Annotated in this window: 9 protein-coding genes; 5 read left to right on the top strand and 4 right to left on the bottom strand. The window is 46.3% G+C overall.

Annotation, left to right across the window (positions count from 1 at the left end):
* Positions 1 to 62: 62 nt before the first annotated feature.
* From iolG to iolD, 3 genes are read right to left on the bottom strand one after another with little or no spacing between them, the layout of a single operon-like run.
* Positions 63 to 1,073 (bottom strand): inositol 2-dehydrogenase, encoded by a 1,011-nt coding sequence (iolG, locus tag FHQ30_RS12170; protein ID WP_139611161.1) that lies wholly within the window; start codon positions 1,071 to 1,073, stop codon positions 63 to 65.
* Between the two features lies 1 nt (position 1,074).
* The gene (iolE, locus tag FHQ30_RS12175) at positions 1,075 to 1,971 is read right to left on the bottom strand and encodes a myo-inosose-2 dehydratase (RefSeq protein ID WP_139611160.1); all 897 of its coding nucleotides are present in this window, start codon (positions 1,969 to 1,971) and stop codon (positions 1,075 to 1,077) included.
* 53 nt (positions 1,972 to 2,024) lie between these two features.
* Positions 2,025 to 3,965 carry a 3D-(3,5/4)-trihydroxycyclohexane-1,2-dione acylhydrolase (decyclizing) gene (iolD, locus tag FHQ30_RS12180; RefSeq protein WP_139611159.1) on the bottom strand — a complete coding sequence of 647 codons (1,941 nt, stop codon included), beginning with the start codon at positions 3,963 to 3,965 and terminating at the stop codon, positions 2,025 to 2,027.
* A 389-nt stretch (positions 3,966 to 4,354) separates the two neighbouring features.
* Here iolD and FHQ30_RS12185 point away from each other — a divergent pair, with 389 nt between their 5' ends.
* The 3 genes from FHQ30_RS12185 (at position 4,355) to FHQ30_RS12195 (ending at position 8,950) form a co-directional block, all read left to right on the top strand.
* A complete protein-coding gene (locus tag FHQ30_RS12185) occupies positions 4,355 to 6,274 on the top strand; it encodes a bifunctional 5-dehydro-2-deoxygluconokinase/5-dehydro-2-deoxyphosphogluconate aldolase (RefSeq protein ID WP_139611158.1) in 1,920 nt (639 codons plus the stop codon).
* 91 nt (positions 6,275 to 6,365) lie between these two features.
* Entirely contained in the window at positions 6,366 to 8,237 is a 1,872-nt protein-coding gene (locus tag FHQ30_RS12190; RefSeq protein ID WP_139611157.1) for a DUF294 nucleotidyltransferase-like domain-containing protein, read from the top strand.
* Positions 8,234 to 8,950 carry an exonuclease domain-containing protein gene (locus tag FHQ30_RS12195; protein WP_139611156.1) on the top strand — a complete coding sequence of 239 codons (717 nt, stop codon included), beginning with the start codon at positions 8,234 to 8,236 and terminating at the stop codon, positions 8,948 to 8,950. Before FHQ30_RS12190 ends, FHQ30_RS12195 begins: the two co-directional genes overlap by 4 nt.
* A 93-nt stretch (positions 8,951 to 9,043) precedes the next feature.
* Here FHQ30_RS12195 and FHQ30_RS12200 read toward each other — a convergent pair whose 3' ends face one another.
* Positions 9,044 to 10,726, bottom strand: coding sequence for a solute:sodium symporter family transporter (locus FHQ30_RS12200; RefSeq protein ID WP_139611155.1), 1,683 nt, complete (start codon positions 10,724 to 10,726; stop codon positions 9,044 to 9,046).
* Between the two features lie 376 nt (positions 10,727 to 11,102).
* On the opposite strand from FHQ30_RS12200, the gene narQ reads away from it, so the two are divergent.
* Positions 11,103 to 12,803, top strand: a complete 1,701-nt coding sequence (gene narQ, locus FHQ30_RS12205; protein WP_139611154.1) for a nitrate/nitrite two-component system sensor histidine kinase NarQ — start codon at positions 11,103 to 11,105, stop codon at positions 12,801 to 12,803.
* 38 nt (positions 12,804 to 12,841) lie between these two features.
* On the top strand, positions 12,842 to 13,345 hold the full coding sequence (locus FHQ30_RS12210; RefSeq protein WP_139611153.1) for a GNAT family N-acetyltransferase: 504 nt from the start codon (positions 12,842 to 12,844) through the stop codon (positions 13,343 to 13,345).
* Positions 13,346 to 13,485: the final 140 nt, after the last annotated feature.

Consider the following 13,485-nt stretch of genomic DNA (forward strand, 5'->3'; position numbering starts at 1 on the left):
TTTGTCAATAATCTGAGGCACAAAAGTGCCTTTTAACGATCAGATAACATTCATTTTATTGCTTAGCTAATCTCACTAATCTTAACCGGTCTACCTTCTTCCATCGATTTTTTCGCAGCCAGTGCAATCAAAACAGGTTGTAGGCCGTCGTCGCCGTTGACGACGGTTGGTTTGTCATTGACCACCGAATCGACAAAGCAGGAGATTTCATCGGCGAAGGATTGCATATAGCGTTCGAGGAAGAAATATTTCGGTTTTTCCGCTACCACGCCCTGTTCGCCGGAGAAAACCGCACTTGAGCCGGTGTCGTTGCTGATTTGGATTGCGCCTTTCGAGCCGAACACTTCGGCACGTTGATCGTAGCCGTAAACTGCTTTGCGGCTGTTGTCGATTACGCCGATCGCGCCGTTTGCCAGTTTCAAGGTGATAACGGCGGTGTCGATATCGCCGGCTTTGCCGATTTCCGGATTGACCAACACGCTGCCGACCGCAAACACTTCGGTCACATTGCTGCCTGAGAGGTAGCGGATCATGTCAAAATCGTGAATCGTCATGTCAAAGAACATCCCACCGGAGACTTTAACGTATTCGATCGGCGGCGCATCCGGATCGCGTGAGGTCACTTTGATAATATGCGGTTCGCCGATGTCACCGGCAACTACACGATCTTTAATCGCTTTAAAGTTGTGATCAAAACGGCGGTTGAAGCCCACTTGGAATTTCACGCCGGCTTTTTCTACCGCTGCCAACACTTGCTTGATTCTGCCCACATCGGCATCAATCGGTTTTTCACAAAAAATGTGTTTACCTGCTTGCGCCGCTTCGATCGAAATCGGGGCATGGGTGTTGGTGGAAGAGCAGACCAACACCGCATCAATTTCAGGGTCTTGCAGAATTTGTTTGTAGTCGTCATAGACATGCGCAATGCCCATCGATTTCGCCCAAGCTTGCAGCTCTTCTGTGACTTTAATGTCGGAAATCGCTTTGATTTCTGCGCCTTTAACGTATTTGCTGATACTTTCCGAATGCACACGTCCGATACGGCCTGCGCCGATAATACCTACTTTAATCATCTTAAACTCCTGCAACTGCTCTAATGTATTTACGGCCTTTTAAGGCGTATTCAAATGGATTGGCAAGTACCGGATCTTGTTCGGCTTCCACCACCATCCAACCTTTGTAATCATGTTTTTCTAAAATCGCAAAAATCGGTTTGAAGTCAATCACGCCATCGCCCGGCACGGTGAACGTCCCTTTTTTTACTCCTTCTAAGAAGCTGAGATTGTTGGCTTTAACCTCGGCAACCACGTCATCACGCACATCTTTCAAGTGCACATGGACGATACGGTCAATGTATTTCTCTAATACATCCAACATCGCTTGCTGCGACCCTTCAGAGTAGTAAAGATGACCGGAATCAAACAGCAAATAGACATCATCATTGGTCACTTCCATATAGCGGTCAACCTCTTGTGGCGTTTGGATCCCAGTACCCATATGGTGATGCAGACAGACTTTCATACCTTTTTCAGCGGCGATTTTAGCCAGCTCGTTGTAGCCCTCCGCCAGCAGTTGCCATTCTGCATCGTTGAACACAGTTTTTTCTTTGAAAATCGCTTTTTTCTGACCTTGAATACTGCGGCTCTGTTCTGAGCAACCGATCACTTTGGCGCCCATGGCGTGTAAGAAATTCATGTGTTCAATAAAATCTTTGATGGTTTGCTCTTTTTTGCCGTCCACAAAGAAAGTACTGAACCACGCATTACAGATCTGAATGCCGCGCACGTCCAATTTGTGCTTCAGCACCTCGACATCTCGCGGGTATTTATTGCCGACTTCGCAACCTTCGTAGCCAGCCAACGCCATTTCACTGACACATTGTTCAAAGGTGTTTTCTGCACCCAATTCCGGCAAATCATCGTTGGTCCAGCCGATTGGGGCGATACCCAATTTCACATTTTCTGCTTTCATCTGTTTGTTTCTCCTTCAAAGGTGATTTTAAATACTTTATTTAACTCGATAATTTAATAACGACGGGCACGGTTAATCTGAATTTCCGCTTTTTGGAAAGCCTCACGCACCCGCTCTTTTTGCGACACTTCTGCCACGCCAACGTGCCACCAACTGCCATAACCATGTACCATGGTTTTCGGCAATACTTTAATGTCGATCAACGTAGAGACTTTCTGTTTTTTTGCCTCTTGAAGTGCTGTTTTCAGCTCTTCTTCGGTTCTGACTTTATAGGTTTTGCAGCCGTAAGAGGCGGCATTCATGGCAAAATCCACCGGGATAAAGCCAGCATCTAGCTGGTTGGTTTGCGGATTTCTGAAACGGAATTCGGTACAGAAGCTGTCCATGCCGTTGCCGATTTGCAAGTTATTGATGCAACCGTTGGTCATATTGTCCAGCAGGATGATATTGATTTTTTTATGTTCCTGAATCGAGGTGATCAACTCCGAATGCAGCATTAAATACGATCCGTCGCCCAAGAAGGCATACACCTCTTTTTCCGGTTCCGCCAGTTTTGCGCCCAAGGCGGCATTGACTTCATAGCCCATACAGGAATAGCCGTATTCCAGATGATAGGTATTTTCGCCTTTGCTTTGCCAAGTGCGTTGCAAATCCCCCGGCAAGCTGCCGGCAGCGGCAACAATAATATCGTTTGCGCCCAATGTCTGATTCAAAATGCCTAACACTCGGCTTTGAGTCAGTGATGAACCGGTGATTTGTTGGAATTCCTGATAAACCGCAGCAGTATCCAAGCGGTCATTGACTTCCGGCACAAAGGTTTTGCCACTATAAGTGACGTTATACACCCGGTTTAACTCTTGTTCGAACTGTTGTTTGGCTTGCGCAATCTGATCATGCCATTGGGCTTGATAGCCGGTGGCTTGCAACAATGCTTGTAGTTGCTGCAAACTGGCTTTGGCATCGGCGGTAACTTGCACCCCGTCCAGTTTATAGGCATCGAAACGGGCGATATTGATATTTAAAAATTCCACTTCAGGGTTTTGAAAAATCCATTTGGACGAGGTGGTGAAATCGGTGTAACGAGTGCCGATACCGATCACCAAATCGGCTTCTTTTGCCAACAAATTGGCAGACAAACAACCGGTTTCGCCCACGCCGCCAACATTAAGCGGATGAGCAGACACCACCGCACTTTTGCCTGCTTGGGTTTCGGCAAACGGAATTTGATAGGCTTCGGCAAAGGCTTTCAGCTCCGCAGCCGCTTCGGAATAACGTACACCGCCGCCACAAATAATCAACGGTTTTTGCTTACGTTTGATCAGTTCCAGCGCTTGTTGCAGCATCGGTTCGGTCGGCAAAGAGCGTTCAATACGGTGAATGCGTTTTTGCAGAAAATACTCTGGGAAATCATACGCTTCCGCTTGCACATCTTGTGGCAACGCAATCGTTACCGCCCCTGTTTCCGCCGGATCAGTCAGCACCCGCATCGCATTGATACAGGCGGTCATCAACTGTTCCGGACGATTGACCCGATCCCAATATTTACTCACCGCTTTAAACGCATCATTGGTACTGATACTCAAATTGTAGCTTTGCTCGATCTGTTGCAGCACCGGATCCGGTTGCCGGGTGGCAAACACATCGCCGGGCAACAGCAGCAGCGGAATACGGTTGGCGGTCGCCGTGGCGGCGGCGGTGATCATATTGGCAGCGCCAGGGCCGACTGAGGAGGTGCAGGCGTAAATCTGCTTGCGCGCCTTTTGTTTGGCAAATCCCATCGCCGCATGCGCCATGCCTTGTTCGTTGCGCCCTTGGTGCACAATCAGCTGTCCGCTGTCTTGTTCCAACGCTTGCCCCAAACCGAGCACGTTGCCGTGTCCAAAAATGCCAAAAATACCCTTCACAAATTTGCTGACTTTGCCGTCCACTTCCACATATTGGTTGTCTAAAAATTTGACGAGTGCTTGGGCAACGGTGAGTTTTTGTGTTTTCATAGATTCTCCTGCCAAAATAATGCGAGCGATCAATGCTACAGTGAATGAATGCTACAGTGAATGTTTACAGTCGCTATTCTACTCAAAATTAATTTCAATAAAACACAAAATGAAATGTAAATTTCATTTTTGCGAGCTGGATCAATTTCTTGATCAAAAAAAGTGAAAAGTGCGGTTTTTTTGGCGAAAACGAGCTACATAGGTTGTGACTGAAATCCAGTTAGAAATCGCTTATAAAAAGATTTTTTGAGATCAAGATCCCAAAAAAACGAGTTAACAATAGCAAAATGAAATATTTATTCTAAAATAAAGAAAAATTAAATAGTTTGTTTTGATTGGTGTTATCGCAATTGCAAAACAGTACGCAGTAAATACAGGAGAGGATCACTATGTCACAAAAGCCCGCATCAAAACCCTTAGACCTCATTTGTCTCGGACGGATTGCCGTCGATTTATATGGGCAACAGATCGGTTCCCGCTTGGAAGACGAAACCACCTTTGCCAAATATCTTGGCGGCTCCTCCGGCAATGTGGCATACGGCACGGCGATTCAAGGCTTGAAATCGTCAATGCTTGCCCGAGTGGGCGACGAACATATGGGGCGTTTTCTACGTCAAGAGTTGCAAAGTGTCGGCGCAGATACCAGCCACTTGATTACCGACAAAGAGCGGTTGACCGCACTTGTGATTCTCGGCATCAAAGACAACGAAACCTTTCCACTGATTTTCTATCGTGATAACTGCGCTGATATGGCGATCAGTGCCGATGACTTCAGCGAAGACTACATTGCTTCGGCGAAAGCCTTGGCGATCACCGGCACCCATCTTTCGCACCCGAAAACCCGCCATGCGGTGCTTACCGCACTTGAATATGCCGGACGCAACGGCGTGAAACGGTTGCTGGATATTGATTATCGTCCGGTGTTGTGGGGCTTAACGTCGCTTGGCGATGGTGAAACCCGCTATGTGGATTCACAAGCGGTAACCGATTCGCTACAAGAGGTGTTACACCACTTTGATGTGCTGGTCGGTACCGAAGAGGAATTTCATATCGCCGGCGGCTCGACCGATACTCTGACCGCACTTAAGAATGTGCGTAAATGCAGCCAGGCAACCTTGGTGTGCAAACGTGGTGCACAAGGCTGCTCGGTATTCGAGGGCGAAATTCCCGATGATTTAGATGGTGGCTTGAACGTATACGGCGTGCGCGTGGCAGTGTTAAACGTGCTGGGCGCCGGCGATGCCTTTATGTCCGGTTTATTACGTGGTTATATCAACGGCGAAGGTTGGGAACAAGCCTGTCGCTATGCCAATGCCTGCGGGGCGTTGGTGGTGTCCCGTCATGGCTGTGCGCCGGCAATGCCGAGCAAAAAAGAGCTGGATGACTATTTATCCCGTGCCGAATCGGTGCCACGTCCGGATTTAGATGTCACCTTAAACCATCTGCACCGTGTCACCACGCGCAAAACCGAATGGAATAATCTGTGTATTTTCGCCTTTGATCACCGCAAACAACTGGACGAAATGGCACAAAAGTGTGGCGCTGATCCGAAACGGATACCGCACTTGAAAACGCTGTTGTTGCAAGCAGCACAACAAACCGCCAAATCAGAAGGGGTGGATAATGGACAGTCCGGTATTTTAGCCGACACCACTTACGGACAAGACGCATTAAATGCGATCACCGGCAAAAACTGGTGGATTGGACGCCCGATTGAAAAACCGGCTTCCCGCCCACTAGCGCTGGAATACGGTGATTTAGGCAGTCAGTTGATCACTTGGCCGCAAGAACATGTAGTCAAATGTTTAGCGTTTTACCACCCACACGATGCGGCTGATTTGAAAGCGCAACAAGACCAAAAACTGCTGGATGTTTATCAAGCCTGTTGTCGCACCGGGCACGAACTGCTGCTGGAAATTATTCTGCCGTTGGATATGGAGCAGCAAGAGCACTATTACCATGAAATTGTGCAACATCTCTATAACTTAGGCATCAAGCCGGATTGGTGGAAACTGCCGGGTATCAGCGCTGACGGCTGGGCAGATTTAAGCCAAATTATCGAAAGCAACGACAGTTACTGTCGCGGTATCCTGATTCTGGGTTTAGATGCACCGGAATCGGTGTTCGACGCAACCTTTAAAGCGGCTGCCAACGCAAAATTGGTGAAAGGCTTTGCGGTCGGCAGAACGATTTTCGCCGAACCGTCCGCCGAGTGGCTAGCTGGAAAACTCGACGATCAACAGTTGATTGCTGCGGTTTCCGAGCGCTATCAACGTTTGATCCAATTGTGGAAAAAATACCGCACTTGATTGATTTGTAACGACAGCTAAAATGAAAGACACCTTAAGTTACCTGATTTAAGGTGTCTTTGTTTTGCTATACACTATGAGGAAAAATGCGATGGACAGCTCTTTGATTCCGAATATTGAATGGTTTATTGCCCAAATCGACCCATTTAATCACCTGCCAAAAAGTGTCATCAGTCAAATCGCTGCCAATATTGAAATCCGTTATATTGCCGAAGGTGCAGTGATTGCATTTGAAGAACAACGTGACAAACGCTGTCTGTATTTAATCCGCACCGGTGCGGTCGAGCAGAAAAAAGCGAATGGCGAGCTGCGGGCAAGATTAGAAAGCGGCAGCGTGTTTGGTTTCAGTATTTTTAACCCGCTGGAAGAAGAACATTACACCGCACTTGCGATTGAAAACAGCCTGATTTATCAAGTCCCCTACGCTATCCTGCACCAAATTTTACAGCAACATCCTGAATATGCAGAATATTTTGCCAGTGATGCCAATATTCGCCTGCATAAGGCTGCACAAACCCATTTAGCGCAAGGTCAAGGCAATCTTTTTATGCAATCTGTGGCTGAAGTGGCAAACCGCAAAATTGCACAGGTTGATGCCCGTGCCACCATTCAACATACCGCAGAAAAAATGTGCCAACAGCGGCGTTCATCGGCGTTAATTATGCAGGACGGGCAGCTTATCGGCATTGTCAATGATCGCGATATGACTAAAAAAGTAGTGGCGCACGCGTTGGATGTGCAATTGCCGATCACCCATATCATGACCCCTAATCCTCCCACGATTGCTGCCGATGATTCGGTACTGAATGCGGTCTCGTTGATGATGCAACACAATATCCGCAGTTTGCCGGTGATGGCAGACAATCAGGTTTTAGGTATTTTGACCGCCACCGATTTAGTTCAGAAAAACAGCACTCAGTCTATTTTTTTGATTAACCATATTTTTCAGGCGGATTCGCTGCCGTTATTGGTTAAACTGGGGCAAAAACGGCAGGCGCTGTTTGCAGCCTTGGTTAATAGCGGTACTCACTATCAGCATATTATGCAAGTGATGACGTTGATTGCCGACGCCTTCAACCAAAAATTACTCATGATGGCAGAACATTACTGCGGCGTGGCGCCGTGTCGCTACGCATGGCTGGTTTCTGGCTCCCAAGCCCGTTATGAGATTCATCCGCTGTCTGATCAAGACAATGCAATCATTACTGAACGGAAATTAAGTTTTGAAGAGCAGCGTTATTTTTTGCGGCTGGCTGAATTTGTCAATGACGGGCTGGACAAGTGCGGTTATGAAAAATGTTCCGGTGGTTATATGGCATCGAATCCGAGATGGTGTCAATCTTTGGCTGAATGGCAACAAGATTTCCGCCACTGGATTCAAAATCCGGAGCAAGAAGGATTACTCAATGCATCGGTTTTGCTCGATTTACGTGCCATTTACGGCGCATCAGATTTGGGTACCGAGTTGCAGCAGTTTTTTGTCCAATTGATTGGACAAAACAGACGTTTTTTAGCCTTTTTGACAGCTAATGCGATCCGAGTTAAACCACCGCTGAATATTTTCAGGAATTTTGTGCTGATCAAAGACGGGGAACACAAAAACAAACTGAATCTGAAAAAACGTGCCATCAGCTTATTAGTGGATTTAGGGCGCATTTATGCGCTATCTGCCAGCATCGTGCAGGCGTCTTCGACTGAAGAGCGGTTCAAGGCATGCTATCAAGCCAACGTGATCAACCAAGCCACGTTGGACGATATTTTAGCAGCATACCACTTCGTGAGCGAAGTGCGGTTTAAATATCAAGCGCAGGGATTGCAACAGCAACAAATGCTCACCAACCACATTACCCCTGATGATTTAACTTCGTTTGAACGTAATAATCTGAAAGATGCTTTTCGTTTAATCGCCAAATTGCAGGAGGCGGCGGAATTGCGTTTTTCACAGAAAGGGTTGCTGCGATGAAATCACTTTTCAAGCGCTGGCAGCAGCGATTTGATCCTTTGGCAAAACTGGAGAAGCAACGCTCAGCATTATGCGCTCAACACCAATGCCCGCCAGCGCTATTACCACTGTTTGCCGCCGCTTATCCGCATGCCGACACCGATCTCAAATCGTTGTCTTATCTGGTGATCGATTTTGAAACCAGCGGGCTGAATCCGATGATCGATCATATCCTCAGTGTCGCCAGTATACCGATTGAAGATTTTTGCCTGAAATTGTCTGAATCTCGCCATGATTTTGTAGCACAGCAGCAAATTAAACAAGATACTGTTGTAATTAACCATATCGTACCGCAAATGCTACAAAGTGCGGTCAGCTTGGATCAGGTAATGACGCAGCTATTCACACAGATGCAAGGACGCATCGTGATAGCACATGGTTCAAATATAGAAAAGCGCTTTATTCAGCACTATTTGGCAATGAAATATAAATTGCAGTCGTTTCCGTTGCTTTGGTTAGACACCTTAAAACTGGAACGGACTTTCGTTGTCACACAACCGCAACAGGCTTATCAATTGGGTAGTGTACGCCGACATTATGGTTTGCCGGAATATATTAATCATAACGCCTTAATTGACGCCATTGCCGCCGGTGAGCTGTTTTTAGCACAAATCATTCGTCTGTTCGGTTCGCAAAAGCAAACCTTAGGCGAGGTTTACAAACGATCATTATAAAAATATCAAAGTGCGGTTGCTGACGTATCGCTAAACAATAACCCCGTTCAGCCTGACAAGAACAGGGTTATGCGTTTTTACGGTCTTTGTGTATCAGGCGGCTGATTTCAACTGCTTACTACGCTGTTGCACAAAAACATACAGGAAATACAACAAAGTGCCGGCAGCAAAACAGTAATAACCAATCCAAACTAAGGTCGGTACGTTATGTGCCATAAAGATATACATGGTTAAAGACAGCAGCGTGATCACCAACGCAACCGGTTTAACATATGCCCAAGGTTCAATATCCACTTGTTGGGTATAGACTTCTTGATACGGTTGTTCCATCGGTTTAAAGTGCCCGATCAGCAGCATAATCACCACATTGATCACAAACAACAGTCCCACCAAATGGAAGAAGTGCATATCGACTTTTAAAATAAAGTTACACACAATGTAGGAAACCATCCCGAAAATCAGCCCGAATTTCGCCGCGATCGCCGGCACGCGTTTAGTCAGCAACCCAACTACAACTACGCTTAAAATCGGTGCATTAAATACCCCTTGCAGCTGCTGAATCAAATAAAACAATCCGTCTGGCGCATTGGCAACCAACGGCGCTACCACCATCGCCACCACAGCCAAAATAATCCCGACCACTTTACCGACATTCACCAGTTTGGTATCACTGGCATTGGGATTAATCTGCACTTTATACACATTGCGCGAAAACAAGGTGACCGAAGAGTTCAGCGCACTATTAAAGGTGGACAACACCGCCCCGACCACCACGGCGGCAAAGAAACCGACCAACGCATCCGGCAGCACCAAATGCACCAAATCCGGATAAGCCTGATCGGGAATATCCAATTTGCCTTGGAAAATATGGAACGCAATGATACCGGGCAGAATAATCAATAAAGGACCTAACAGTTTTAAGAAAGCGCACAACAGCACCCCTTTCTGCCCTTCTTTCAGATTTTTAGCGCCCAAAGCACGCTGAATAATCGATTGATTAGTGCACCAGAAGAACATATTCGACACAATCAAGCCAGTAAACAGCGTTGAAAACGGCACCACTGAATCCGTAGCGCCAATAGAATTAAAATGCTCCGGATTGGCGTGATATACCTCTTTTAACCCATTCCAAGCGTTACCATCACCAACGTACATCAAACCCAAAACAGTAACCATAATCCCGCCGACCAACAAGCCGACGCCATTGATAGTGTCGGAAACCGCCACCGCTTTCAGCCCGCCGAAAATCGCATAAATCGAACCCAAAATGCCGACACCCCACACCATGATCCAAAGTGCGGTCGTCTTATCCACGCCAAAGACTTCAGACACCCGAAACAAGCTTTCAAGCGCTAAAGCACCGGTATATAACACAATGGGCAACAACGAAATCACATAACAGCCCAAAAACAGCAATGACGTGATCAGCAACGTACCTTTATCGAAGCGCTTTTCCAAAAATTCCGGAATCGTGGCGATGCCGAGCTTTAAATATTTTGGTAAAAAGTAAAATGCGAACATCGCAATCGTAATCGCCGCCATCACTTCCCACGCCATCACAATAAAGCCGGAACGATACGCCAAACCGTTCAACCCAACCAAATGCTCAGTAGATAAATTGGTCAACATCATCGAACCGGCGATAAATACCGCAGTTAAAGAACGACCGGCAAGATAATATCCTTCAGAATGGCTGAGATCGTCATGTCTGGTGTACCACCACGCAATCAGCGCCACCATGGCAGTGAAGCCGACGAATGATATAAACGCTAGCATAAATTCTCCTCGTATCTCGATTAACAATCGGTTTTAATAACAATCTATCATTTCATTTATGAAATATACGTTTCGAATTTAATTTATGCAATTGCTAATCTTTCATTTTGCTATCGAGATCAAGTTTTAGGAAATTAGTTATATACTAAGCAGTAAACTCAGCTATGTTTTAGTTCATGCTATATCTGAATCTATCTAGTATAGAAAATTTATTTCATATTGAATGGAATCTTTAAATGGTCGCCTTGAAAGCTTACACCGATTATTAAAAGTCATAATAGGCAAAAATACTGCGTTTTAGCCGCTAAGTTAGCTATACCGCACTTGCTAGAATACTTATAATATTCCCATCGTTGCAAAACCCTTGGAGCAAATCGTGCAAATCAAAAAATCAGTGACGTCGCGGTTGGCGTATAATTTAGTGTTGATTATCCTGCTGTCGGGGCTGTCCACTTGTGTCACCACGCTGATTATGATCAGCAATCATTCCGATGCGGAGATGATCAATGTGTCTGGCTCGTTGCGGATGCAGAGCTATCGCCTGCTGCACGAGATGCAATATCAGCCTGAGCTGCTGGAACACGGGGTGAAAACTTATCGCGCCAGTCTGCAAACCCCGACATTGATGAGTTTAGAGCGTTTTTATGTGCCAAGTAAGGTGCAGATCGCATACCGCACTTTGCTGGAAAGTTGGGCGGTGATGGAGCAATATATTCTGCAACACGAGCCGGAGCTGTATCGACAAAATCTAGAGCGTTATGTCGAGCAGGTTGACAATTTTGTCTCGGTATTGCAAGTTTTCTCCGAACAACGAATCCGTTTCGCAATTTATATTAATATTTTCAGTCTATTGCTGATGATTCTGCTGAGTGCTTATTTACTCAGTTACAGTCGCAAAAAAGTGGTTGAGCCACTACAACGTTTAGTCACTGCCAGCCGGCAGGTACAAAACAGCCAATTTCAACATATCAATCTGGATATCGACAGCGCCAATGAGCTGGGTGAATTATCACGTGGATTTACCCAAATGGCAGCACAGCTGCAAAAGCTCTATCTTTCTCTCGAAGAGCAAGTGAGTCAAAAGACCCGCAGCTTGACTCAAATCAACCGCACTTTATCAATGCTGTACTACTCCTCCCAGCAACTCACATTACACGAAATCACACGTGAAAATTTGTTGACGGTGCTGACGCTATTGCAGCAAAACGAAAAATTGCAAGTGGTGCGCCTGAGCGCAAACGGTAATGAGATGTTTGATTTACAGGCGGGGCAAGAGAGCGACGTGCCTTGGCAAACCACCCGGATTATGATCAACGAGCAACATCTAGGCAACTTAAACTGGCAGCGCAGCGAAGCGTACCCCGATTTACGCACCATCGAAAATATCGCCCAGATGTTAGGACGGGCAATTCACTCCTACCAACTGTTACGCCAGCGGCAACATTTAATCTTAATGCAAGAACGTTCGATTATCGCTCGTGAACTGCACGATTCGCTGGCACAGGTGCTTGCCTATTTGCAGATTCAATTAACCTTATTAAAACGCAGCATTCTACAAGAGGTGGATGCAGCAAAAGCCAACAAAAGTTTAACCATTTTGAACCAATTTGAAACCGCACTTAGCGACGGCTACACCCAACTGCGAGAGCTGTTGGCGACTTTCCGGCTGACCGTCAGTGAGTCCAATTTGACCTTGGCATTGCAAGAGGTGATCGATTCTCTGCAATCTCGTTCTGAAGCAAAAATTGTGCTCGATTGTGCGCTGCCGTCACAACTATTGAACGCACAGCAGCAAATTCATCTGCTGCAAATTGTGCGCGAAGCGGTACTGAACAGTATTAAGCACGCCAGCGCTTCATTGATTGAAGTGGTTGCCAAAACCAATCCAGATGGCGAAAATGAAGTGCTGATTCGCGATGATGGCATCGGCATTCCGTCACTAAATGAACCGAGCGGGCACTACGGTTTGAATATCATGCACGAACGAGCGCAAGAATTAAAAGCCATATTGAATATTCAACGTCGCACCATCGGTGGCACTGAAGTCAGCTTACGTTTGCCGAACAGCGTTGAATAGCAGCACCCAATAATCATAAAAATAAAACAGGAAATAAGATGACAGAAATCAGTATCCAACCGTCCGCAACACAGGATTTAAATCAGATTGTTGCTATTTATAACCAGACGATCGCTTGCCGCCACATCACCTCCGATTTAGAGCCGATTAGTGTTGCCGATCGCCAAGCCTGGTTTGAGTTTCATCAAAATAACCCGCGTTATCCGATTTGGTCGGTGCGCACCCACGACAACCGCCTGATCGGCTGGGCAACACTGTCGCCGTTTTACGGTCGTCCGGCTTATGGTATTACTGCTGAAGCCAGTTTTTATCTGGACAAAAGTGCACAAGGAAAAGGCATCGGTAGCCAAGTGGTGCGTTTTTTGCAGCAGCAGATGCAGCCGCTACAATTTTCAACGCTGTTGGGTTTTGTGTTTAAAGGTAATCCTGCTAGTGCCGGCGTGCTGCAAAAGTGCGGTTTTCAGATTTGGGGTGAACTACCCAACGTTGCCGATATGCAGCAACATAAAGAAACACTGTTGTTGCTGGGCTATCAGGCCTAGAGCAGATTCTTATTTAACCAGTCATCCGCTCTCTTTTAAGTTTTGGATGTAGTAAACAGCCGGCATTACCACTAGCTTCAGACTGCTGACAAAGTTTAAAATACACGATTAATATTGTAAAAGTAGGGGGCGATTATATA

Source organism: Testudinibacter sp. 'clade 2', assembly GCF_006227735.1.
GTDB lineage: Bacteria > Pseudomonadota > Gammaproteobacteria > Enterobacterales > Pasteurellaceae > Chelonobacter.